This window comes from Bacillus sp. ISL-7 (assembly GCF_018613065.1).
Map to the genome: position 1 here is coordinate 45,278 of NZ_JAGGQW010000047.1, position 25,381 is coordinate 70,658.

Here is a 25,381-nt window from a genome sequence, read left to right on the forward strand (position 1 = left end):
TTAACTTAAACTTATATTTAACTGAATTAGAAAGTGGTATAATTTATTTATTGACTATTCTGAAAAATAAACCAGGAGGTTATTTGATGAATTTTTACAAAGATGATTTGCAGTTTCAATCCTTGCTTAAAGAGTTACTCGATCAACCCTTTTTTGAATATGCAGACAAGGAGTTAACTGTCTTTGGTGAGAAATGTGCAACTGCTATCGATGATCGGGCAAGGTTTACGGACCGGGAAGGACAGCCGCGCTTAAACAAATATGATGCCTATGGTGAAGATATTTCTGAAGTATGGGTGAACGAGGGCTACAGAAGAACCGTTGAAGAAACTTACAATACTGGAATAGTTGGTTATGTTCATAAAGAAATTCCTGGACTCGGGGAAAAAGGAAATTACATATATTCTTATGCACAAGGGTATCTTCTCTCGCAAACAGAGCCTGGATTTTACTGTCCAGTCACATTGTCGATGGCTACTGCTTATTTACTTAACCAATATGCTTCGAAAGAAATGAAGGAGCAATTTTTGCCGCATGTCCTCTCAACAGGTGAAGTTCCACACTATGAGGGTGCGACATTTTTAACAGAGCGTCAAGGAGGCTCCGATGTCGGTGCGAATGAGACGAAAGCTGTTGAAGAAGGAGATCATTTCAAACTTTATGGAGAAAAGTACTTTGCCTCCAATGCCGGTATGTGCGGGGTCGCTATGATTTTAGCGCGGAAAGAAGGTGCACCATCAGGAACGAAGGGACTGACTCTATTTGCAGTGCCATGGCGAAACCAGGACGGAACACTTAATGGGATTCGTATTCGCCGTTTAAAAGATAAACTCGGTGTCAGGGGAGTCCCTTCTGCTGAGGTAGAATTTGATGGCGCAGATGCCTTTGTTGTGGGCGATCCAGCGAAAGGTTTTTACTATATGATGGAAGCTCTAAATCTATCAAGAGTCTGCAATGCCGTTGCCTCATTAGGAATTATGAGAAGAGCTTATTATGAAGCAAAGGAATATGCTTTAAAAAGGGATGCGTTCGGAAGTAAGCTAGCAAACTATCCAATGGTCAAGGACACGCTGACACGGCTTGCAGTAAAGCTGGAAATTGAAACCCGCACCGTTTTTAGCTATCTTCCTTTATTTGAGTGCGTTATGAATAATCAAGCAAGTCAAAAGGAGGCCATTCTCAATCGTCTCTACATCGCCCTTTTGAAAAAAGAAACGGCAGAACAAGCGATTCATTATGCACATGAAGCGATTGAAATGCACGGCGGGAATGGTTATATCGAAGACTTCGTCACTCCAAGACTATTGCGGGACGCCCAAGTCCTGACTGTCTGGGAAGGAACGGCCAATATTCTCGGGTTGGAGGTTCTGCGTTTAATCGAGAAGTATAAGGCAGAAGAGCTGTTTTTAGAAGAGATGAGTCAACGCTTACGGGGAGTTGCCCATTTGCCATCCGAATGGACTTATTTGGTTGAAAATAAATTAATTCAATTGCGGAACCTATCGAAATCATTACGTACGGCATCCGCAGATCATAAAACCTTTCACTCGAAAAAGGCGGCCGAACTTATGGTGAAAATTCTTGAGAGTATTGTCGCGCTTGAACAGGCAGCAAGCGGTGACCGCCGTGCCCTTATGGTAATGGAGGTATTTTTAGAGGAGACGTGGAAGTCTTCTTACTTGTTCAATGAAGAAATGAGGACAGTCGAATACTTTTCGGAAATTGTTTTGAATTCGAAGAGTAAGAAACCTTTATCAGTCAGATAAGTGAACTCTATGAAGCTTGCCATTTCATGGTGGGCTTATTTTTTTAGTTTGATTTGAAAATAAGAATTCATTTTACGTCTAATAATCAATATTTTCCTAATAATATCCAGCAAATGTAGTAAGTTTCGTTAAATATGTAATAAAAGTCTGAAATTATGTAGTAAGTTTCGTAAAATATGTAATAAGAGTATGAAAATATGTAATAAGTTTCGTAAAATATGTAGTAAGTGTCATTAATTATGTTTCTTTGTCTCCAAAATGAAATACAAATGACATCCTTTTAAAAAATTGCTCTGGTAGAATCGTATAATTAGGACTTATAATCAGAAAATCCGTCGAATAGTATATAGAATAATTAGGCCTCTTTTCCATATGAATGACAGAGAGTGGTGTAATTGGAGGGAAAGATATGACATTAGAGACGCAATTAAAACAGAAAACGTATTATGAAATGTTCATTAATGAACATGAAAATATTCATCCGATCCAGGTGCTTGGTGAACTGTTTCAGGAGGAAGCGCTAAAGGACCTGCCTGATTTATCGTCTATTCGCTTTGCGCAGGGGGAAGTGTACTTCCATCATAAAGATTATGAGGCTGCCATTTTTAAATGGGAGAATATAATCAATGAACTTGAACCCTGGGCAAAGAAAAATACTGCGGATGCATATTATGAGTTAGGTTTATTATCGACTGCTGAAGACCTTTATTGTGCAATTCAAACCAATAATCTCACCCTAAATACGGAAGTGGCCTTACAGTTATTTTCGTTGTATATAGAGCGAGGAAAGCTCGACTTGGCCTTGTCGGTGATTAAAAAAACAATTGCTGCAAACCCAGATTATCCGAACGTAACGGAAATCGCTCGTTCTTTTTTTGAAGAGCAGCAGGATTGGAATCATGCGATTGAACTAGCAGTAAACGAGGCAAAACGGACGGAATCATTAGACTGGTACGATATGATCATTACCTATGTGGAAAATGGTGTGGCTAGAAGTCATGCGCCGAGTTATTTTTCACAGGCTTTACTTGAAGTGTTTAGTCTGAATAAACAAAAATTTGAGAATCTTATTTCCGCCCTTTGGGACAGCTATAAGAATGAAGAATCGTATTTTACTTGGATAAGAGAAATGAACCATTTGTTATTAAACCTTGAAATCAGTCGGGATAGAAACTTATCTGTACTTTCAGGCCTCCATAAGGAAGCATTTTTCAACTTAATTGATGGAAGATATTTCATTAAAAGTCTGCAGGATTTTATTCCAGACTTCCTGACAAATTGGTTACGACTTGCCGATCGTAAAGATACCGTGCTTGCAGCAGCTGCCGTGCTCTCATGGAATGAGCTTTTTCCAGCAAGCATAAGTATGTCTATCGTTAGTGAGGCTGAAAAACTGATCAGCATTACGGAAACTGATATGGATGAATTAGAGGAGTGCCTGACACTATTTGATGCTATTACGAATTGGGCCCAATCAAATGAGATGGGCGAGAATAATCGAGTAAAATGGATTGTCGAGCAATTAGTCGATTTTGACAAACAACATCTATTAATTACCGGGTTAAGCGGAAGTGGAAAATCGACTTTTGTTAATTTGGTTCTCGGAGAGGATTTGCAGGACAGCCCAACCTCATCTGTGGTCATGTTTAAAGATTCCAAGGAAGAAGAAATCATAGAAATTACTGATCGAGAGAAGACTCGTTTATCTGGTTTTTCTGATTTTCAAGAACGAATGGACCGACGCCGTAATGCGTTGGAATCTATGATTGAATTTAGGCGTCCGAACGCCTTTTTACAGGAAAATAAGGTTGCTCTAATTGATACCCCTGGCGTAAAAGGAAACTATAATGATTCCTATGAAGTATTGAAGAATCTGCAATTAGCAGATACCGTTCTCTTTGTGCTCGATGCAAATGCACCGTTTACGGATAAAGAAAGGTCAGTGCTTGCAAAGATTCAAGAGTTAGCTCCTGATATTCCAGTTCATTTTCTACTAAGTAAGACCGATACACTTGTAAATGAGCAGGAAGCGATAAGAGTTTTCGATGAAACTAGGGCGAGGATTCAATCCTATTTACCGGATGCTTTCGTGTTTGCTTTTTCATCGCAATATGAAAGCAGTCAGCAGCTTAAGGACCTAAAAGAGTTTATCCAATCCATTAAAAATATGAGAAACATTGAAGATAAGCGGTTGGCAAAGCTGTTGTTCTATATTCGGACCACGATTGCCAGCCTTATGCAAAAACGGATCGATGTTGAAAATCAATTGGTAGAATCCGTGCGTTGGAATGAAGAAATGCTCCAGAAGTTAACGGGGGCAGTAAATCAACTGAAGGATACGGAGACCCAAAAAACAAAAGCAGTGGTGCAGTCCTACCGTGCCATCAAAGCTTCAATTGAAAAGGATATATCAGAGTCTGTTCCAAAGATGCTTCAAGAGTGTTCCTCTTTCATTAAAGAAGACAGTAATTTTAGCAAGATTCACTTAGAACTTAATGATGAGATGAACAAGAGACTGGAAGTGTACCTAGATCAGACGGTCATGCCAAAATATTACCGCTTGCTCCAAGAATGGATCGAGGGAAGCAAAGAGGAGTTCGTGCAAGGTCAGGAATTCTTGAATGAAATAGGTGAAGGCTTTAATCACATGTATGGGGAAGAACGCCTCAGCCTTGATTGCGATTTTAAAGTGCTCGATGATTGGCACCGTGATACTGACCGGATGACAAGTCGCTTCCAGTTGGAAACTGTCAATATTCTGCTGCGCAGAACCCCGTCTCAATTTTTATTAAAAAGTGCTGGTAAGCTGTTTGGTGCCATGACACAAAATAAAGCGCTGCTTTTTAACAAATACAAATCATTTGTAGAAAATGAGGAGTATATCGAAGCGATTTCTGCCGTCAAGCAACAGTTTTTTCAGCAATTTGAGCTGTTTGAAAAATCACTGGAGAGAGATGTTACCCTATTTTTCAAGAGTCCATTGAATCTGTTAAATCGTTCAGTGGAGGAAGCAAGATTAGGAATCCAGACAAACCAAGAAATGCTTACGAATATGAATACCAATCCAGAAATGTTCCGCGATCCGTTGACACTATTTGAAGTTAGATTGCGTCAGTTTGAGTGGATGACGGTGGCAGGAAAAGGTATGCAAACCGTCTATTAATATTTGAAAAAGGAAGGTGTCCGAGGCATCTTCCTTTTTTATGAATTTGCGTTGCCCAAATGTCAAAAAAATGGTAGCCTATGGGTAATCTGTTTTGAAGGAGGGAAAATGAGTGATTAAAGTATCGGGTGCACAAACAGAGGCTTGTGTTTTTTCAAACTATCCTCAGGAAACAGCCTTAGAGCAAATCCAAGAGCTATGTAATCAAGCTTTTTTAAAGGATACAAAGATTAGTATTATGCCAGACTATCACGCCGGCAAAGGTTGTGTGATTGGAACAACCATCCAGCTAAAGGATAAGGTTGTCCCAAATCTAGTGGGTGTAGATGTCGGCTGCGGCGTGTTAACCGTCAAACTTCAGGATCAAAAAATTGATTTTAATAAACTTGATCAAGTGATTCGTACGTATGTCCCAAGTGGGCAGGAGCTTCATACTGAGGAGACAGTCAGGTTTATTAATACTAGTTTTCCCGCCAATCAAGAATTTGAAGCAGATCACATTTTGAGTGAAAACAGAACCCTTTATAGCTTAGGTACATTAGGCGGAGGGAACCATTTTATAGAGGTCTCAGTTGATACCAATGGCTATCACTATTTAACCATACACACTGGCAGCCGCTATGTTGGGGCGAAGATTGCCACCTACTACCAAAAGGTAGCTATCTCAAAGCTTCGTCAGCAGGATTTAACTGATATCATTGACCAATTAAAGGCGGAAGGACGTCAAAAAGAAATCGAAGCAATGATTAAAAGCTATAAAGAAAAGAATCCCGTTATTCCGAATGATTTAGCGTATTTGGAAGGCGAGGATTTTCATAACTATATGCATGATATGAAGTTAGCTCAAGCATTTGCAAAAGCTAACCGCGAAGAAATTGCAAGAGCGATCACGGAAAATATGGGACTTGAGGAGCAGGACCGCTTCGATACGGTACACAATTATATCGACACGGAGAACCTGATTTTACGAAAAGGGGCCGTGTCCGCGCAAAAAGGCGAACGTCTTATTATTCCGATTAATATGAGAGACGGGTCGATTCTAGCAGTCGGTAAAGGGAACGATGAATGGAATTATTCTGCTCCGCATGGTGCGGGTCGCGTATTGAGCCGCACGAAAGCAATGAAAACTCTCAATATGGACGATTTTCATAAAACAATGGAGGGCGTGTGGACGACGTCTGTTTCGGAAGAAACATTAGATGAAGCGCCAATGGCCTATAAGTCAATGAATGAAATTTTAGAAAAGGTAGAAGAAACTGTTGAGATTGCAGGTTTCATTAAACCGGTTTATAACTTTAAAGCCAGTGAAAAGTTCACACCTGGAAGATTTAAAAAATGATAGATTTGGGAGAGAGAGACTGTAATAATAGTCTCTCTATTTTCTTTTTTCAATAATTTCTGTCCTCCTGTATTAATATCCTTTTGAAAAATTAACAAGATTGATCGATGGGATATGACCTGAAAGATATTCTTTTAAGTTAGGGATCAAGATGTTTTCAATGACCCTCTGATTATAGTGATCGGTTGACCCAGATGTGTGGGGGGTGATGATTACATTTTCCATCTCCCATAACGGACTTTCCGGACCCAACGGTTCTGTTTCAAACACATCGAGTCCTGCTCCCGCGATTGTTCCTTCCTTTAATGCCTGGATAAGGTCAGCCTCCACGACAATCTCCCCGCGGCCGATATTCATAAAGAATGCGGACTTCTTCATTTGCTTAAATTGTTCTGCGCCAAACATTTGATTCGTTTCCTTGGTGTGCGGTAATGTAACCACAACATAATCACATTTTGGCAGAAGCTGATCTAATTGGTCTGGAGAATACATTTCATCCACATAGTCCTCTGGCTTTCCAGAGTGCCTGACACCAAGGACGTGCATACCAAATGCTTTAGCGATTTTCGCTGTTTCTTTCCCAATGGTACCGACGCCGATAATGCCAATGGTTTTTTCATGTATTTCTTGTCCCATATGGGCATGATGCCAAGTTTTCTTCTGTTGGTTTTTAACATAGGTATGGATTTTCCGTGTTAAGCCAAGCATTAATGCAAAAATAGTCTCAGAAATTGGATAGGCATGGACGCCATTAGCGCTAGTCAAGTAAATGTTTCTAGAATCCATCTCTTCAAGCGGCAGGTAATCAACACCGGCACTCCATGATTGGAACCACTTCAGCTTGGAATGTGAAGCGAGGCAGTATTCTTCTAGCCCATTATGCCAGCCGGCGATGATTTCTGCGTCCTTTAGATGCGCTTGCCAAATATTTTTATCCTTGCCTACTATCAATTCCCAATCAGGAATCATCGCATTGATTTGTGTTATGTAATCTTGATCAATATTACGGGTGATAACCATTTTTTTCATAAGTGGGGATTCCTCCAATTTAACAATGTTTTCTTTATTTAATGATAACGGAAATCAAAAAAATTGATAAGATTTTTGTTTTCTAGTCGGACACTAATCCGAAGAAACCAGCAAATTTAATAAAACTATCTGATATCCAAATATTCTTTTTCCATCTTCTGTGCTATTATTTAGAAATACGAAGTAAATATAAGTAAGCGGATCTTCAGTGTGAAGATTCTTTTTTATTGGAGTGAGGGAGGGGATTGTTTGAAAGAGCGTTTGTGGACGAAGTCGTTTATTATGCTTATGGTGGGAAATCTGTTTGTGTTTATGTCATTTCAAATGCTTATTCCCACACTACCGCCATATATAAAATCCATTGGGGCTTCGGGGCTGGAGATTGGCCTAGTGACGGCATTGTTTTCGATTGGCGCTGTCATTAGCCGGCCGTTTATCGGCTTTATGCTTGAGTATAAGCCTAGAAAGGCACTAGTTTTAATAGGAGCAATTATGCTTTTACTGGTCACGATTCTTTATCCAGTTTCACAGGTTGTGGTGATTTTTCTATTATTCCGTTTTGTCCATGGACTTGCCTGGGGCTGGTCAACAACCGTAAATGGCACAGCGGCGGTTGATGTGATTCCAAATTCACGGCTCGGAGAAGGGATGGGCTATTTCGGGCTTTCGATGACAATTGCATACATTATTGCCCCTAGTGTAGGAATATTTGTTTACAATATTACTTCTTTCACGAATCTAATTTATTTTTCAGCGATATTAGGGGTTATCTCGATCATTTTACTTACTGCTGTAAAGTATCAAACTCCTAAAGCAGTGACAAATACTAGAAAAGAAGAATTGAAGTTTTCCTATCTAGGTTCACTGGTTGAAAAATCAAGTTGGTTTCCAGCATTTATCACGATTATCATCAATTTAGGTTACGGATCAGTGGTTACATTTATTGTTATTTTTGGTGAAGAACGTGGCATTGAGCAGATCTTTTTATTTTATATTTTTAATGCGGTGATGGCCACATTGGGCAGACCATTTGCAGGGAGATGGTTTGATGAGAAGGGTCCAATAGGACTTGTATTGTTCTGTACATTCGCTACATTTGTTGGCATATGGGTACTCTCTTTTGCACATTCCAGCTTATTTATTGCCATTTCAGGTGCATTATTCGGTATCGGATTCGGTTGCTTGATCCCAACGCTTCAATCTTGGGCCTTACTCATGACACCTGCACATCGACGAGGTGTGGCCAACGGGATGATCTTTTCGTCGATTGATTTGGGGATTGGGCTAAGCGGTCTTATTTTTGGGGTGCTCGCGCAGTTTGTTGGGACGGCATCCATCTTTCGTATCGCAAGTCTATTTCTCATAGCAGCTATTGTTTTAGTTATAATAATGGAAAGAAAGAAACGAGCGTCGTTAAAAGACGTGGTAGCAAAGGAAAAGGTCAGGACATCATATTAAATGAGGTCCTGACCTTTTTTATGTCTTAATCCAGCCTGGGAGCCATTTCATCTACAACTTTATTAAACTGTTCAGTAAATGATCACTTTTCTGGCAAAGATGTCCATACCTAAAACACATTCATTAAAGGTCAATAGTAAAAATGACCATTATTCTAGAGTTTTTCTTTTTGGCATAATACTTGCAAAAGAGAATTATAGGAAATCCTATTAGGAGGTATGAACTATGCAAATTCAAACTTGTCGTGCGATCGTTACTGGCGGTGCCTCAGGGCTTGGAGAGGCAACCATCCGTAACATTGTTCAAAACGGAGGAAAAGCGGTTATTTTTGACCAATCGGAAGAAAATGGTTTACGTCTCCAAAACGAACTTGGTGAAGCTGTTTTATTTTTAAAAGCAGATGTCACTATAGAGGAAGACATTCAGGAAGCAGTTAGTAAAGCTGCTGCGTTTATGGGTGGAGTGAATACCGTAGTGAACTGTGCAGGGATTGGGATTGCGGAGAAAGTGCTTGGCAGGAATGGTGTGCATAATCTTTCACTTTTTTCAAAAGTCATTCATGTGAATTTAATCGGTACTTTTAATGTGATTCGGATCGCTGCTGAGACGATGATCAGTAGTAAAGTGAATGAACAGGGTGAAAGAGGTGTGATTATTAATACTGCTTCTGTTGCTGCTTATGACGGACAAATTGGCCAGGCTGCTTATAGTGCCTCGAAAGGTGGAATTGTCGGAATGACTCTGCCGATTGCAAGAGAGCTTGCTCGCTACGGATTTCGTGTGATGACCATTGCTCCTGGACTTTTCCATACACCGATGTTTGATACCCTTTCACAAGAGGCGAAAGATTCGCTTGGAAAAATGGTCCCGTTCCCGTCAAGACTGGGATTCCCGAGTGAATACGCACAACTCGTTCAAAGCATCATTGAAAATCCAATGTTAAATGGAGAAACAATTAGGCTTGATGGGGCAATAAGAATGCAGCCGAAATAAAGGTGAAGTTGAGGAAGGAACAAGCCTTCTCTTTTTGTTCGTATGGAATGATCAGAAGTATTGTTAAAATATTCAAAAATATCCCTCTTTTTTGTTACAATAAAGATATGAATAAAAGGGGGTAACGAAATGCTCCAAATTAAAGAGCTTATTACGCCAGTCGATTGTATAGTTACCGAAAATACGACACTAGTTGAAGCCATCAGTCTAATGAACAAAAAGAAGTGGAACCTGCTTCCTGTATCGGATGTTGCTAGAAAACTAGTTGGCGTTTTTACCCGAAGCAGTTTGTTTCAAATGGTTTTGGACGAGAAACCCCTAACCACTCCCATCAAAAAATACATAAAAGCTCAGGTTGAAACACTGCCCATTAATACCCCATATGAAAAAATCGAATTGATTGTCAAAAACAGTCAGGTTGGCACCGGTGTGATCATTGATGAACAGGACCAGGTCGTAGGAATCCTCACGAAAACAGATATGGTCATGTCACTGCTGCAAACCTCACAAGAGTTAAAAACAGTAAAAACCTTAAAAAGGACATTAGAAACAGCTTTAGACCATGCCTATGACGGGATTGTCATGACGGATGAAAAGAAAAACATCCAGATGGTCAGTCCTCCTCTACTCGAATTATTTAATCTTCAACTAGAAGCAGTTCTATACCATCCCGTTGCGAAAGTTTTACCGGAACTACAATTAGACAATGTTTATCAATCAGAAACCGCTGAGGTTAGCGAATTTTTAGAAATCAATGGTATTAAATATATCGTCCACCGAATTCCCATTCAAGAGAATGGAAGAATCATTGGAGCCATTGGCAAGGTCGTATTTAGACAATTAAATGAGGTCAGCGAGTTATTCAAAAAGCTGCAGAAAGCGGAAAATAAAGCGAGTTTTTATCATCAGCAATTTCAGAAGTCAGAGTCAGCCAGGTTTACCTGGGATCACCTATTTACCGTTGATCCATATATGGAAAAATTGAAAAAAAGTGCGGCCAAAGCGGCAAAAGGAAGGTCAACTATTCTTATACGTGGTGAAAGTGGTACGGGTAAAGAATTGTTTGCTCAAGCAATTCATAATAGCAGTGCAAGAAATACAGGAAAGTTTATTGTGGTGAATTGTGCAGCGATACCAGAGGATTTGCTAGAATCAGAGTTTTTTGGCTATGACGAAGGGGCCTTTACGGGTGCGAGACAAAAAGGCAAACTTGGAAAGTTTGATTTGGCTAATGGCGGAACGCTCTTCCTTGATGAGGTAGGGGACATGTCACTCTCATTGCAGGCCAAGCTGCTGCGTGTGCTTCAGGAAAGAGAATTCTACCGGGTTGGCGGTACGGTAAGAATTCAGGTTGATGTCAGAATCATTGCCGCCACCAATCGAAACCTAGAAGAAATGGTTCAAGAGGGTCTTTTTAGAGAGGATTTATATTATCGTCTCAATGTTATTTCATTAAATGTCCCGCCACTCCGCGATCGACTGTATGATACAGATCATTTGATTGGGCGGTTCATGATTGAATTGAATCAAATTTTAGGAACTAGCATTACTGGTATCGAAGAAAGGGCAAGAGGAGCGATGTTAGATTATGCCTGGCCTGGAAATGTCCGTGAACTGCGAAATGTTATGGAACGGGCCATGACATTTGCGGAAAATGGGAAAATTAGATTGGAGGATCTTCCCGATTATTTAGTAAAGCAGGTTTCCGTTCTAGAGCCTTCTTTAAATGTATCTCTTGTCGAAAACGCAGAACTCGAAGCGATTAAAAAGGCATTAGTACAAGAACAAGGGAATAAAGTAAAAGCGGCTAGATTACTAGGAATCAGCCGATCCGGTTTATATGAAAAAATCAAAAAATACAAACTGCCGACCTAGGGTGAAAAGTGTCCAAAAAATGGACACCTTTTTGTATTTTGTGTTTGCTTGAAAAACAGATCGTCATTTAAGGCTGCTGCTTTTCAGGCTGATTGCCTACGTATTGTTTTTTTTTGAATACTGGCACAAAAATTGCGTGAATATTGAGGGAAGTCTTTTTGAAGGAGGATTCTTATATGAATATCGGAAACCTTTTAGCGCAAAATGCCCGCAAATTTCCTGAAATACTAGCCATCGAATGTGAAGGACGAAGTTATACGTATCGCCAATTTAATGAAGAAGTAAATAGACTGGCAAACGGCTTATTGGTCCAGGGGGTAAATAAGGGTGACAAGTTGGCAATGATGATGAAGAATTCCGATCACTTTGTCTTTACGTTTTTTGCCGCTGCCAAAATTGGGGCCGTTGCCGTGTACCTGTTAACTTTCGTCTAACTGCATCAGAGATTCACTACATTTTAGACCAATCCAATACGTCTTTAATTGTGTGTGACAAGGAGTTTGAACAAATAATCACAACTGCCAAACAAGACACGGAAACTCGGCTGGTCATTACCGTTGGTGACCCAGAAACAACTGGATCCCATTCGTATGAAAGGATTTTATCCCATAATCTAAATGAGCCGGCTGTTGAGGTTTCCGAGCAGGATGATTTAGAAATTCTCTACACATCGGGTACAACCGGTCGACCGAAGGGAGCTCTTTTTGATCATAGTCAAATTTTTAAAGTAGGGATTGCTGTAGTTATTAATATGGGGATTAGACAGCATGAACGAATTCTCCACCTCCCACCGCTGTTTCACTCTGCGCAGTTAAACTTGTTCCTTATTTCTGGGGTGGCACTTGGTGCTACACATATTATTCATCGCGACTTTCATCCAGTTAAAACGCTCCAGGCGATTCAAGAACATAAAATTACCCATCTTTTTGCGGTTCCAGCTATGTATAACTTTCTACTCCAAGTTCCCAATGCAGCAGATTATAATTTATCTTCTATTAAAAGAGTCGGATACGGGGCTGCGCCAATGGCACCGGAACTTGTCAAAAAAACCATTCAACTCTTTAAAACCGATCAATTCTATAACCTTTGCGGCCTAACTGAGGCAGGCCCTGGCGGAATTCTCCTCGATCCAGAAGGACATAAACATCACCTTGGCAAGGGTGGGAAACCTATCTTCTTGACGGAAACAAGGGTAGTCAATGAAGAAGATAATGATGTATTACCTGGAGTGATTGGTGAATTTATTGTTCGCAGTGACATGGTGATGAAGGAATATTATAAAAAGCCGGAAGAAACGAAGAGCACCTTGAAAAATGGCTGGCTCTATACCGGTGACTTAGCGACGATTGATAAAGAAGGTTATATCACGATAGTTGATCGTAAAAAAGACATGATTATATCAGGCGGAGAAAATGTTTACTCCGTTGAGGTTGAAGGTATTCTTTTTGAACATCCTGACGTCCTCGATGCGGCTATTATTGGTTTGCCCGAAGAGGTTTGGGGAGAGGCTGTCTGTGCGATTATTGTACCAAAGGAAGGTGCAGTGATAGATGAGAGGGAATTGAAGAACTTCTGTCGTCAAAAACTAGCAGGCTATAAAGTTCCAAGGCGAATTTTTATAGAAGAGCAGCTGCCGAGGAACGCTTCTGGGAAAGTTCTAAAATATCAACTCCGTGAGAAGTTGAGAAATGTAACCAAATAGAGTGGAGTTGGTGTTTTATTCCAACTATTGTATAAAAGCAGCTATGATTTGTAAAATAAATCCAAGCTTACGTCTAAAAAAGCGTTATTTTGTAAAAAAAGTCCAAGTTTTCGTCTAAAAAAACGTAATTTCGTAAAAAAACTCCGTGTACTTTTAAAAATGTAACCGCTACCACATCGAAAGAGAGGTATCTTTGAATGAAACATCCATACCTAAATGAAGATCACGAAATTTTTCGCAAGTCATTGAGAAAGTTTTTGGACAAAGAAGCATATCCCTTTTATGAGCAGTGGGAGGAGGACCGGATGATTCCGCGTTCCTTCTGGAAGAGGATGGGAGAGCAGGGGTTTCTTTGTCCTGATATTGATGAAAAATATGGCGGCAGTGAGGTCGATTGGGGATTTGCGGTCGTCATTAATGAAGAGTTGGAACGAGTGGGCTCAGGCTTAATTGGGATAGGCCTCCACAATGACATTGTCATCCCTTACATCACCGCCTATGGGTCAGGAGAGCAAAAGCAGCGCTGGCTGCCGAAATGTGTTACGGGTGAAATTATCACAGCGATTGCAATGACAGAACCGGGCACAGGTTCTGACCTGGCCAACATCAAAACAACAGCAAAATTGGACGGAGACCACTATATTGTTAATGGACAAAAGACATTCATTACCAATGGGATTCAATCCGACCTCATCGTTGTTGCTGTTAAAACGGACCTAAATGCGGTACCAAAGCATAAAGGTGTCAGCCTCCTTGTCATCGAGAGAGATGCCCCTGGTTTTTCACGTGGAAGAAAGTTAAACAAAGTCGGTCTCCATTGCCAGGATACAGCGGAATTAATCTTTGAAGATTGCCGTGTACCGAAAGAAAACCTACTGGGGGAGGAAGGTAATGGTTTCCTTTATTTAATGGAAAAACTCCAACAGGAACGGCTTCTTGTCGCAATTGGGGCGCAAACTGCCTCGGAAGTCATGCTCAAAATGACGATTGACTATGTAAAAAGCAGAGAAGCGTTCGGAAAACCAGTCAGCCAGTTTCAAAACACCCAGTTTAAAATTGTGGAAATGGCAACAGAAATTGAAATGGGCAGAGCTTTTTTGGATCAGTTAATTGCCGAGCATATTGAAGGGAAAAACGTTGTAACGAAGGTCTCGATGGCGAAATTTAAGCTAACCGATATCGCCAAGAAGATTGCCGCAGAGTGTATGCAGCTCCATGGAGGCTACGGATATATGGAAGAATACGAGATTGCGAGACGATTCCGTGATATTCCTGTTTCTAGCATTTACGCTGGAACCAACGAAATTATGAAAACGATTATTGCGAAAAATCTAGGATTATAGAGAGGAAGATGACTATGCGTGAAGTAGTAATTGTTGAAGGAGTACGTACACCAGTAGGAAGAAGAAATGGCGTGTTAAAGGATATCCGTCCGGATGACTTATCAGCCCTAACGTTAAAGGAACTAGTCAATCGAGCAGGGATCGACCCAGCGCTTGTGGAGGACGTTATTTGGGGTTGTGTTACCCAAGCCGGCGAGCAAGCAGGCGATATTGCAAGAGTTGCTGCGTTAATTGCCGGCTTCCCAATCGAAGTCCCGGGGACAACAATTGACCGCCAATGCGGCTCAAGTCAACAAGCTGTGCATTTCGCTGCTCAAGCGATCCTTGCCGGTGATATGGACATTGTGATCGCCGGCGGTGTTGAAAGCATGTCCCGTGTTCCGATGGGCTCAAACTACAAAGGGGCTGAGGAACCTTTTAGTCCAAATTTAAGGTCAAAGTACGAAATGATTCATCAAGGATTGTCGGCCGAGCGGATTGCTGAAAACTATGGTTTTACCCGTGAAGTGCTGGATCAATTTTCTCTTGAAAGTCATCAAAAAGCACTCAAGGCACAGGAGGAAGGTTATTTTTCAAGAGAAATTTACCCAATCGAGGTAAAGCTTCCTGACGGTACAACAACTGTCATCAAGGATGATTCTGGTCCGAGAAAAGGAACATCTATAGAAGCATTGGCAGGTCTCCGCACTTCCTTTAAAGAAGATGGAGTGATTCATGCCGGAAACTCCAGCCAAATAAGCGACGGGGCAGCTGCCTTATTACTCATGTCGCGCGAAAAAGCAGAAGAGCTTGGTCTAAAACCGCGCTTCCGTGTTCACACACGCGTGGTGGTTGGCTCGGATCCAACTTTGATGCTTACAGGACCAATTCCGGCCACACAAAAGGCACTAGAAAAGTCTGGCTTATCCATCGACGATATTGATGTGTTTGAAGTCAATGAAGCCTTCGCCTCTGTTCCGCTGGCTTGGCTTAAGGAGATTGGTGCAGACCCAGCAAAACTAAATCCAAATGGCGGAGCGATTGCGCTTGGTCATCCGCTTGGCGGCAGCGGGGCGCGTTTAATGGTGACAATGATGCACGAACTTGAGCGGACCGGCGGGCGCTACGGATTGCAAACCATGTGCGAAGGCCACGGCATGGCAAACGCAACGATTATTGAGCGAATAAACTAAGAGCTATTTAGATTCGCTGATAGACCATCAATATTCGCTGATTGGCCACAGGAATTCGCTGATGAACTATCCAAGATACGTTGATAAACCAGCAAAACATACGAAAGACCATAAAAAGTCCAGTAATGGGGGCGATTCAATGAGCACGACAATCGGGAAAATCTTTGATTTGACGGTGAAAAAGTATCCGAACAAACAAGCCATTTACGATGTCAGAAAAAATGTCCGGTTTACTTATAAGGAATGGAGCGAACAAGTGAACCGGCTCGCTAATGCCCTCATAAAAGAAGGTGTCCAAAAGGGTGATCGTGTTTCCACCTTCATGTTTAATACCGAAGAATTAGGAACAGCTTTTTTCGCCTGTGCGAAAATCGGTGCCATCTTCAATCCGATTAATTTTCGCTTAACCCCTGAGGAGGTTGCCTTTATTCTTTCTGATGCCACGCCAAAGATTGTTCTTTTTGAAAAGGCTTTAGAGCCTGTTATTTCAGCGATCGCCAATCGCTTTGACAAGACCTCCTTCTGGTTTATTGATGACGAGGCCCCCGCGTATGCTGCTAGTTATCAGGAAAAACTGGCCGCTTCGTCCACGGAGGATATTCAGGCGGACGTGAAGGAAACGGATCTTTATGCGTTTATCTATACCAGTGGGACAACGGGAAGGCCGAAAGGAGTTATGCACACCCACCGCAATATGGTAGACCAAAGTGTATTCTGTATTGCCTCATGCAAACTTAGAGCGGAAGACGTTGGTCTCGTAACTGCACCAATGTTTCATTGCGCTGAACTCCATTGTGCGTTCCTGCCAAGGATTCATGCAGGAGCAAGTAATGTCATTTTGCATCAATTCAATCCAAAGGCGATCCTCCAATTGATTGAATTAGAAAAAATCACGAAATTCTTTGCGGCGCCAACCATGTGGAACATGCTCCTTCAAGAGGACCTTAGCAAGTATGATCTATCCAGTCTGAAGCTTGGTTTATATGGTGGGGCGCCAATGGCCCCATCACTCGTTCATGCACTCCATAACAGCCTAGGAATCTCATTAATTCAAGCCTATGGAATGACCGAAATGGGTCCCGCCATTACTTTTCTATCAGAGACTGACCAATTGAGGAAAGCAGGATCGGCAGGGCAAGCAGCCTTGAGTCATGATATTCGGGTGGTTCGCACTCGAGAAGACGGTCCCTCAGATCCAGATGATGTGGTACCAGTCGGTGAAACCGGTGAGATTATAGTTCAAGGACCATGTATGATGGCCGGCTATTTCAACCAAGTAGAAGCGACAGAAAAAGCATTGTATAAAGGTTGGTACCATTCCGGAGATATCGGTTATCTAGATGATGAGGGGTACCTTTATGTCAATGACCGTGTCGATGACATGATTATCAGCGGCGGCGAAAATATCTATCCAAGGGAAGTCGAAGACCTTTTGCATGCCCACCCTGGTGTCCTTGATGTAGCAGTAGTTGGCCAGCCAAATGACCGGTGGGGCGAGACTGTAACTGCCTTCGTGGTAAAAAAGGATCCGAAGGTAACTGACGAAGAATTGGATATACACTGCAAAAACAGCAATCAGCTTGCCAATTACAAACGCCCGAGGAAATACATTTTCTGTGAAGCGCTGCCTCGAAATGCCAGTGGGAAAATCATGAAATTTGTCTTGAGAAAACAACTGGAGGAGCTTTTTACTCCAGGTACTACAAATTCCTAAAAGAGGGTCCTTACTATGTTAAAAGGTGTTAAAGTTATTGATTTCACGAACTACTTGCCAGGTCCTTTCGCAACCTTACGATTGGCCGAATTGGGTGCGGAGATTATTAAGGTGGAGCCTCCTGAAGGAGATCCTGCCAGGCATACGGGGATTTCAAAGCAGGGGAGTGGGCTTGTTTTTCTAGCTAACAACCGTCAGAAAAAAAGCATCACTCTTAACTTGAAGGAGCAAGAGGGAATTGACAATGCCCGGAAATTAATTGCAAACGCGGATGTGGTTCTCGAAAGTTTTAGACCAGGTGTAATGGAGAAACTTGGGTTGGGATATGAGGCAGTTCAAAAGGTAAAGCCTGATATCGTCTACTGCTCTATTTCAGGCTATGGACAGAAAGGTCTGTTAAGTAAGCTAGGGAACCATGATATCAATTATATGGCTTTGAGCGGGGTTTTGGCCCAGTTCAAGGATAAGGCCGGCAAACCTGTCCATCCGACGATTACGCTTGCCGATTATATAGGCGGTTTTGCGGCTAATGAACGGATATTGGCCGGGCTCGTTTCGAAAGCGTTAACAGGAAAAGGAAGCTATCATTCTATTTCAATTACTGACCAACTGGTTTCAATATTGGGGAACCATGTCATGGTTGAGAAAGAAACCGGGGCGGGAACTGGCATTAATGTTCTTAATGGAAGCATTGTTTCATACGCCTTATATGAAACGATGGATGGACGTTACATGAGCATTGGCGCTCTCGAACCAAAGTTTTGGGAAAATTTTTGCAGGGCTAATGGGCGTGAAGATTGGATTCAGTCGCATTTTTCCCAATCGGTGGAGTCCAATCCAATTTTTCAAGAAATCTCAGCACTTTTTAAAAGCAAAACCTTCTTTGAGTGGATTGAATTCGCCCAAAAGGTAGACTGCTGTATGGCACCTGTCCTTGAGATAGGGGAATTAACCGATAGCCCATATTTTCAAGAGAAGGAACTCATCTTTTCATCACCTTGGGGAGACTATCAAGTTAAAATGCACAGTGACTTAGAGCAGGAATCTATTGTCCCTCCTCCTCAAAAAAACGAGCATAAAGAAGAGATATTGAATAATATTTTGATATAAAAGGAGAGTTTAGACTGCCCTAGGATCATTTGGCAGTCTATTCTTTGTATAGATTTGCACCATACAATATGAAAACGTTAATGTATAATAATGGTATAATTACATATTTAAGGGGGAGGTTTTGAGTGATGGGCAGAACTGATATATTTGGTCTCTTTGCTATGATTCCAATTTTATTGTATTTAGTCATTCTTGTGTTTAGTATTTATTTCATTGTAAGAACAATAAGGTTCATGAATGAAAAAACCAAATTAGACCAACAAAGGAATGAGAAGTTGGATGAACTGATTCAAGCGATTAAAGAAAATAATAGGACAGAAGAGTAAATGAAATCATTTGAGAAAACGCTTAGAAGACCTACGCGTTTTCTTGTTAAATGATTTGTTTTAAGCTAAAGTCAACAAAGGACTCTGAACGAATGGTTTTTTCGTGAAAGGTTAAAAATGATGTAACCTGATTTGGGATCACGATACATTTCATCCCTGCTTCTGTCGCAAATTTAACTAATAGAATAGAAACAATTTACCAAAGGTTTACTTATTATAATTGATAAATGCTTTTTGAAAATCGAGTGACAAGCAGTATAATAGAGTAAGAATATCATTAACTTAATAGGATCATCTATGTATTGAAAGGAGGAAAAATGTTGTTTGAAAAAGCATTGCCATTACTAGAATCCCACTTCGGTTATAGCTCCTTCAGGACGGGCCAAGAGCAGGCAATCCGTTCAGTTTTATCTGGCGAAAACACAATTACTGTTATGCCAACGGGTGGCGGGAAATCCATCTGTTATCAAATTCCTGCACTTGTCCTTCCCGGTACCACGATTGTCATTTCCCCACTGATTTCTTTAATGAAGGACCAGGTTGATGCCCTCATTCAAGTCGGTATTCCGGCAACATTTATCAATAGTTCGTTAAGTTTTGGCGAAGCAAATAGGCGAATGATGGAAGCGGCCGAAGGAAAATATAAGCTTCTGTACATAGCGCCTGAGCGTTTGGAATCACGTGAATTTCTTGAAGATCTTTACAGCATGGACATTCCATTAGTAGCCGTGGATGAGGCCCACTGTATATCACAATGGGGACATGATTTTCGGCCAAGCTATCGCCATATTCAACAACTAATTAATAGCCTGCCGCAAAGGCCAATTGTATTAGCACTTACTGCTACAGCCACACCAAAGGTACGTGAGGATATTTGCGATTTATTGAACATTGATGAAGAGAATACGATTATTACCGGATTCGAGCGGGAAAATCTGTCCTTTACGGTTATCAAGGGCCAGGATCGGGACAAGTTTATTAAAGACTATTTGAAAAAGAATGATAAAGAAGCAGGCATTATTTATGCAGCAACAAGGAAGAATGTCGACCAAATTTATGAGAAATTACTGAAAGCAAATATTAAGGCAGCCCGCTATCATGCGGGGATGGGGGATGTAGAGCGAAATCGTGAGCAGGAACGATTCTTAGAAGATAAAGCGACTGTGATGGTCGCCACCTCTGCTTTCGGAATGGGAATAGATAAATCCAATATCCGTTATGTGGTACATTATCAGCAGCCCAAAAATATGGAGAGTTATTATCAGGAAGCGGGCCGTGCGGGCAGGGATGGTCTGAAGAGTGAATGTATCATGCTTCATTCCTCACAGGATGTTCAAATTCAGCGTTTTTTAATTGATCAATCTAGTGATCGGAGCCGCATCACACAAGAATTAGCTAAACTCCAGCAAATGGTCGATTATTGCCATACCGAAAACTGTCTGCAGGAATTTATCTTAAAATATTTTGGTGAAACCGAAACAGAGCCTTGCGGCAGATGCGGCAACTGTTTGGACACGAGGACAAGCATCGATGTAACGAAGGAAGCCCAAATGGTGATGTCCTGCGTCATTCGGATGGGGCAGCGCTTTGGTAAAACGATCACGGCTCAAGTGTTAACAGGTTCAAAAAATAAAAAAGTAACGGAAATGGGTTTTGACAGGCTTCCAACCTATGGAATCATGAAGGATAGAAGTTCAAAGGATGTCAGTGACTTTATTGAATTCTTGATATCCCAGGAATTAATCGCGATCGAGCAAGGGCAATTTCCAACCTTATTTGTTTCACCAAAAGGAAAAGATATTCTCTTAGGTAAAGAACAGGTCCATCGCCGTGAAACTGTACAGGTGAAACAAGTAGCTAAGGATGACCCATTGTTTGAAGTGTTAAGAGAAGTGCGGAAGCAGATTGCCGAATCAGAAAAAGTACCGCCATTTGTGATTTTTTCTGATGCTGCCTTAAAGGATATGTGTGCAAAACTTCCAAAATCGACGGAAGATTTTTTACAGGTTAGTGGAGTGGGGGAACTGAAGTTGAAAAAATATGGCCTTGAATTTATTCAAGCCATCCGTACCTTCTGCGAAGCCAATTTAGACTATCAAAGTGAGTTGGTACCTGTAGAGAAATCGCCAAAGAAGCCTGCCAAAAAAGCTGGGGTAACAGATACGCATTTGGAAACATTAAAACTACACCAAAGTAAATTTTCTATCGAGGAAATTGCTGAACAACGGGAATTGGCGGTTAGTACGGTGGAAACCCACTTGCTGCAATGTGCGCAACAAGGTTTGGAAGTTGAATTTTCAAAACATATTCCCGCTGAATACATGCCGCTTCTAGAAAAAGCCTTGGCAGAGGCTGGCCGTGAGCGACTGAAGCCGATCAAGGAATTGCTTCCTGAGGAAGTAAGCTATTTTATGATCAAAGCCTATGTTTATTTTATTAGCAAAAAGAAATAGATTGGCAAAAAGATGGCGCACATCAAAGAAATGTTACAATTATCAATATTTTTAGAATATTCTTAATTATTGTCGATTGCCCTCTTATATTGTTGATATTTCCCCGGGAATTTGTCGATATGACACCTAATAAAAGAACAGGGCAGCATGTAAACTTATCTGCCCTGTTCTTTATCATATTCATCTAAAAATGGCTTATTAGCATAATAGTACATCATCGCCATGAAAACAGCGCCGCCAATCAGGTTGCCAATCGTTACTGGCACTAGATTGTGAATCACTCCACTCCATGAAATCGTCCCTGGATGGTTTAAAACTAAGGCAATGGCAAACGTACACATGTTAGCGATACTATGTTCATATCCGGAAATAAAGAAACAAAAGACAAACAGCATCATCGCAAACATCTTCGGTCCATCGCCTTTTAACCCCATCGGAAGAAAAAAGGCCATACAGACGAGCCAATTACATAGGATTGCTCGGAAAAATAGCTCGGTTATTGGGACCTGCATTTTAATCTCGACTACATGAAGTAAAAAGCCGTTAACCTCGGAACTTTCATACAGTCCCGTTGTAAAAATAATAAAGGCAAAAACCGCCGCCCCAAGTATGTTACCCGCGTAACTGCAAATCCATAGTTTTACGACGTCTATCCAGGTCATTTTCTTGCGAAGTGCGGCATAGGTGTAATAAAACGTATTTCCAGTAAACAAATCACCACCGCCATAGGCAATTAAAATGATGGCAGCCCCGAAGGTAAGTGCCGCCATCGGATAGGCAAAAGGGTTATCCTTAACATAAAAGAAATTCCCCGTTTTAAATGCTACAATGACCCCGAAGCCAATAAACATACTGGCAAGCGCCGCCCGTAAAATATAACGAAGGATACTTTGCCGAAAGATTTTCAGCTTTTTAAGGGCGAGTTTCTCGGCTTCTCCTAAAGGCTGCATTTCCAAGTTAGTCATAACCACCATTCGCAATTAAATATTATCATTTTATTTTTATCCAAAGTGCTGTGGTTATGTATTAGTGGGTAAATTTTTCATAAAACAAGCATAGAATAATAGTATTTTTTAAAACATAAACTTTTGTAATGGTTAAAAATAGCAATAACATCCGTAATTCAGTTATAATAGAGAAGTTTTTTGAAGACTGATTTTAAGGAGTCATTATGTCAAAATTGAAAAAAATTACCCCTTCATATGATCCATGGGAAGCCTATTTAGATATTGAGCAATATGGAAAGCCTCAATTAACCAATATTGAATTCACCACGACGACCCTTTGTAATATGCGTTGTGAGCATTGCGCAGTAGGATATACACTCCAAACAAAAGATCCGCAGGCGCTTCCTCTGGATTTGCTCATACAAAGATTAGAAGAAATCCCGACACTTCGATCACTTAGCATTACCGGTGGAGAACCGATGTTATCCTTATCCTCGGTAAAAAATTATGTTGTACCGATTTTAAAATATGCCCATGAGCGCGGTGTACGGACGCAGATTAATTCCAATTTAACCCTTGAATTAGATCGTTATGAATTAATCGTCCCTTTTTTAGATGTCTTACATATCTCGCATAACTGGGGGACCGTCGATGATTTTGTCGAGGGTGGTTTTGCCAGAATGGAACGGAAGCCGGAATATGAACAACGGGAACAATATTTTAAAAGAATGATAGATAATAGCCGTGAACTGGTAAAAGCAGGAGTGATGGTATCTGCTGAAACGATGTTAAACAAGCGGACACTACCGTATTTAGAAAAAATTCACCGTCAAATTGTTGATGAAATGCTTTGTCAGCGACATGAAATACACCCAATGTACCCAAGTGATTTTGCTAGCAATCTCGAAACCTTATCACTTAATGAAATAAGAGAAGCGATCCATCACTTACTAGATGTCAGAGATGAAAATGTGTGGATGCTGTTTGGCACGCTCCCATTTTATGCGTGCAGCAGTGAACAGGAGGATTTAGCTCTCCTTCAAAGCTTGTATAAAAGTAAAAATGTCACCGTCAGAAATGACCCTGATGGACGTTCGCGACTGAATGTAAATATTTTTAACGGAGATATTATTGTTACTGATTTCGGTGATACACCATCCCTAGGAAATATCCAGACTACAAATCTGCTACATGCATATGAAACCTGGCAGTCGTCAGCCTTGGCAAAAGAATTAAGCTGTCATTGCCCGGCGGTTAAATGCCTTGGACCCAATATATTAGTTAAGAACAGTTATTATCAAGAAATGGACTTTACTAAGCGAAAAAACAGAATAAAGTAATAAAGCATAAGCACTTTAAATCATTTAATTTAAAGTGCTTTTCTACTTATCCTTGCCCAATCTTAAAGTTATTAAATCGAGTGTTTTACAAGCTTTGGATGACGGTGCATTGAAACAAATAAAATAAATCCGCTAATAATTAATAATGAACTTGTGCTGATAAAAACGGCAGAAAAGCCATAGTAACCAGATATAAATCCACCCAGCATCGGGCCGACAATATTCCCAAGGAAACGCAAGCTGGTATTATAGCCTAATACTTCACCTTGCATCGCAATCGGTGCTTCTTGGCGGATATAGGCAATCCGTACAGGAATAATTCCGCCAATCGTGACACCCAGGGCAAAGCGGATGATAACGAGTTGCCAAAAGCTAGAAACTGCGGCTCCAGGCAAGTAGACAATCCCCGCTAGAAAAAGAAGAATAACTAATATTTTAATATACCCATACTTATCAGCTATTTTTCCCCAATTCCTCGACATCAATAAATTCCCCAGTCCCGCAGCGGAAAAAGCAATCCCAGAATAAAAGGCAACATTAGTTGTGCCATGCAGATCGCTAACAAATAAGGACAAAATTGGTTGAATGCTAAAGTGAGCAATCTGAACTAGGGCTGAAATTAGCAGGACTGTTAATAACACAGGGTTACGAATAATGTGTTTAAAAACTTCCTTGCTCGAGTAATGTGTTTTTGCCCCTTTAGACACGGGTATCAAGAATTCCTTTGTGGCAATCACTAACAATGCAGAGATAAAAATCGAAATGGACGTCCATTTAAAGGTAGTAGAATAGCCAAGAGAATCAGCTAAAACACCGCCCAGCATCGGTCCTAACAAAGAACCTGTAATACTACCTGTTTGCAATGTACCAAGAACGCGCCCCGCAATCCCCTTTGGTGTTTGCGTAGAGATAAAAGCTTGTGACATCGGGATGAAGCCAGAAAAGAAACCCATGAAAAAGCGCAGCAACAGTAACTGCCAGACAGAATGGACATAGCCCATTAGAAAAATAGATAAGCCCATCCCTAATCCGGAAATGATAAGGATTTTTTTTCTCCCATAACGGTCGCCAATTTTCCCCCAAATCGGTGAGAAGAGGAAGGCAGAAACAAATGTAATCCCAAATGTGATTCCTGACCAATGCTGGACATATTTTTCCGAAAAGTCACCAAACGTCTCAATGTACAACGAAATAAACGGCATAACCATTGTCATACTTCCGGCTACAAAGAAGTTCGCAAACCACATGATCATTAAATTACGCTTTGCACTTCTTTCCTGATCCATTATTAATAACACTTCTTTCTAAATGTATTTCGATTAACTAAATATTATCATACAAAAATTTCTGATAATTTTAAAGGGATATCCCTTTTATATAAAATAGGAAATTATGTATACTACTATTCAAAGGTTTTTGCGGATTGGGAATAATACCTTTATTAGAAATATTCAAAACACTATTGACAACTTGTTAATAGGAGACTAAAATCTAATTTATTACTTTAAATGAATAATACGTTCTCTTATCAAGAGTGGCAGAGGGACTGGCCCGATGACGCCCAGCAACCGTTCCGTTTGGAATTGGTGCTAAATCCTGCAAAACAATTTATTGTTTTGAAAGATAAGAGAGGAGTAGTCCCTTAATTTGT

Annotated in this window: 18 protein-coding genes and 1 riboswitch; of the genes, 15 read left to right on the forward strand and 3 right to left on the reverse strand. The window is 40.8% G+C overall.

Annotated features, from left to right (window positions below; translation table 11 throughout):
* Positions 1 to 86: 86 nt before the first annotated feature.
* The 3 genes from J7E66_RS19325 (at position 87) to J7E66_RS19335 (ending at position 6,268) form a co-directional block, all read left to right on the forward strand.
* Positions 87 to 1,766, forward strand: a complete 1,680-nt coding sequence (locus J7E66_RS19325; protein WP_215002840.1) for an acyl-CoA dehydrogenase family protein — start codon at positions 87 to 89, stop codon at positions 1,764 to 1,766.
* A 409-nt stretch (positions 1,767 to 2,175) separates the two neighbouring features.
* The gene (locus tag J7E66_RS19330) at positions 2,176 to 4,929 is read left to right on the forward strand and encodes a dynamin family protein (protein ID WP_215002842.1); all 2,754 of its coding nucleotides are present in this window, start codon (positions 2,176 to 2,178) and stop codon (positions 4,927 to 4,929) included.
* Between the two features lie 112 nt (positions 4,930 to 5,041).
* Positions 5,042 to 6,268 carry an RtcB family protein gene (locus J7E66_RS19335; RefSeq protein ID WP_215002844.1) on the forward strand — a complete coding sequence of 409 codons (1,227 nt, stop codon included), beginning with the start codon at positions 5,042 to 5,044 and terminating at the stop codon, positions 6,266 to 6,268.
* Between the two features lie 72 nt (positions 6,269 to 6,340).
* Here the strand turns inward: J7E66_RS19335 and J7E66_RS19340 are convergent, their stop codons facing one another.
* Complete coding sequence (locus tag J7E66_RS19340; RefSeq protein WP_215002845.1) at positions 6,341 to 7,297, reverse strand: D-2-hydroxyacid dehydrogenase; 957 nt, start codon at positions 7,295 to 7,297, stop codon at positions 6,341 to 6,343.
* A 249-nt stretch (positions 7,298 to 7,546) separates the two neighbouring features.
* On the opposite strand from J7E66_RS19340, the gene J7E66_RS19345 reads away from it, so the two are divergent.
* The 11 genes from J7E66_RS19345 (at position 7,547) to recQ (ending at position 21,443) form a co-directional block, all read left to right on the forward strand.
* Positions 7,547 to 8,755, forward strand: a complete 1,209-nt coding sequence (locus J7E66_RS19345; protein ID WP_251033011.1) for an MFS transporter — start codon at positions 7,547 to 7,549, stop codon at positions 8,753 to 8,755.
* A gap of 225 nt (positions 8,756 to 8,980) precedes the next feature.
* A complete protein-coding gene (locus tag J7E66_RS19350; RefSeq protein ID WP_215002847.1) occupies positions 8,981 to 9,748 on the forward strand; it encodes a 3-hydroxyacyl-CoA dehydrogenase in 768 nt (255 codons plus the stop codon).
* Positions 9,749 to 9,877: 129 nt separating this feature from the next.
* On the forward strand, positions 9,878 to 11,623 hold the full coding sequence (locus J7E66_RS19355) for a sigma-54-dependent Fis family transcriptional regulator (protein ID WP_215002849.1): 1,746 nt from the start codon (positions 9,878 to 9,880) through the stop codon (positions 11,621 to 11,623).
* 176 nt (positions 11,624 to 11,799) lie between these two features.
* Positions 11,800 to 12,057: an AMP-binding protein gene (locus tag J7E66_RS32645; protein ID WP_308162549.1), complete on the forward strand. Its 258-nt coding sequence runs from the start codon at positions 11,800 to 11,802 to the stop codon at positions 12,055 to 12,057.
* Between the two features lie 11 nt (positions 12,058 to 12,068).
* Complete coding sequence (locus J7E66_RS19360) at positions 12,069 to 13,325, forward strand: class I adenylate-forming enzyme family protein (protein WP_308162551.1); 1,257 nt, start codon at positions 12,069 to 12,071, stop codon at positions 13,323 to 13,325.
* 197 nt (positions 13,326 to 13,522) lie between these two features.
* On the forward strand, positions 13,523 to 14,668 hold the full coding sequence (locus J7E66_RS19365; RefSeq protein WP_215002851.1) for an acyl-CoA dehydrogenase family protein: 1,146 nt from the start codon (positions 13,523 to 13,525) through the stop codon (positions 14,666 to 14,668).
* 14 nt (positions 14,669 to 14,682) lie between these two features.
* Positions 14,683 to 15,840, forward strand: a complete 1,158-nt coding sequence (locus tag J7E66_RS19370) for a thiolase family protein (RefSeq protein WP_215002853.1) — start codon at positions 14,683 to 14,685, stop codon at positions 15,838 to 15,840.
* Positions 15,841 to 15,979: 139 nt separating this feature from the next.
* Positions 15,980 to 17,554, forward strand: a complete 1,575-nt coding sequence (locus tag J7E66_RS19375) for a fatty acid--CoA ligase (protein ID WP_215002854.1) — start codon at positions 15,980 to 15,982, stop codon at positions 17,552 to 17,554.
* A 15-nt stretch (positions 17,555 to 17,569) separates the two neighbouring features.
* Positions 17,570 to 18,664, forward strand: coding sequence for a CaiB/BaiF CoA transferase family protein (locus tag J7E66_RS19380; protein WP_215002856.1), 1,095 nt, complete (start codon positions 17,570 to 17,572; stop codon positions 18,662 to 18,664).
* A 128-nt stretch (positions 18,665 to 18,792) separates the two neighbouring features.
* Complete coding sequence (locus J7E66_RS19385) at positions 18,793 to 18,990, forward strand: DUF4083 family protein (protein WP_215002858.1); 198 nt, start codon at positions 18,793 to 18,795, stop codon at positions 18,988 to 18,990.
* Positions 18,991 to 19,310: 320 nt separating this feature from the next.
* Positions 19,311 to 21,443, forward strand: coding sequence for a DNA helicase RecQ (recQ, locus tag J7E66_RS19390; RefSeq protein ID WP_215003010.1), 2,133 nt, complete (start codon positions 19,311 to 19,313; stop codon positions 21,441 to 21,443).
* Between the two features lie 155 nt (positions 21,444 to 21,598).
* Here recQ and J7E66_RS19395 read toward each other — a convergent pair whose 3' ends face one another.
* Positions 21,599 to 22,408 carry a formate/nitrite transporter family protein gene (locus J7E66_RS19395; protein WP_374103866.1) on the reverse strand — a complete coding sequence of 270 codons (810 nt, stop codon included), beginning with the start codon at positions 22,406 to 22,408 and terminating at the stop codon, positions 21,599 to 21,601.
* Positions 22,409 to 22,614: 206 nt separating this feature from the next.
* Between J7E66_RS19395 and yfkAB the strand changes: the two genes are divergently transcribed.
* The gene (gene yfkAB / locus J7E66_RS19400; RefSeq protein ID WP_215002859.1) at positions 22,615 to 23,730 is read left to right on the forward strand and encodes a radical SAM/CxCxxxxC motif protein YfkAB; all 1,116 of its coding nucleotides are present in this window, start codon (positions 22,615 to 22,617) and stop codon (positions 23,728 to 23,730) included.
* A gap of 71 nt (positions 23,731 to 23,801) precedes the next feature.
* Here the strand turns inward: yfkAB and J7E66_RS19405 are convergent, their stop codons facing one another.
* Positions 23,802 to 25,016: an MFS transporter gene (locus tag J7E66_RS19405; protein WP_215002861.1), complete on the reverse strand. Its 1,215-nt coding sequence runs from the start codon at positions 25,014 to 25,016 to the stop codon at positions 23,802 to 23,804.
* Positions 25,017 to 25,252: 236 nt separating this feature from the next.
* A riboswitch (SAM riboswitch) is annotated at positions 25,253 to 25,360 on the forward strand.
* Positions 25,361 to 25,381 lie beyond the last annotated feature (21 nt).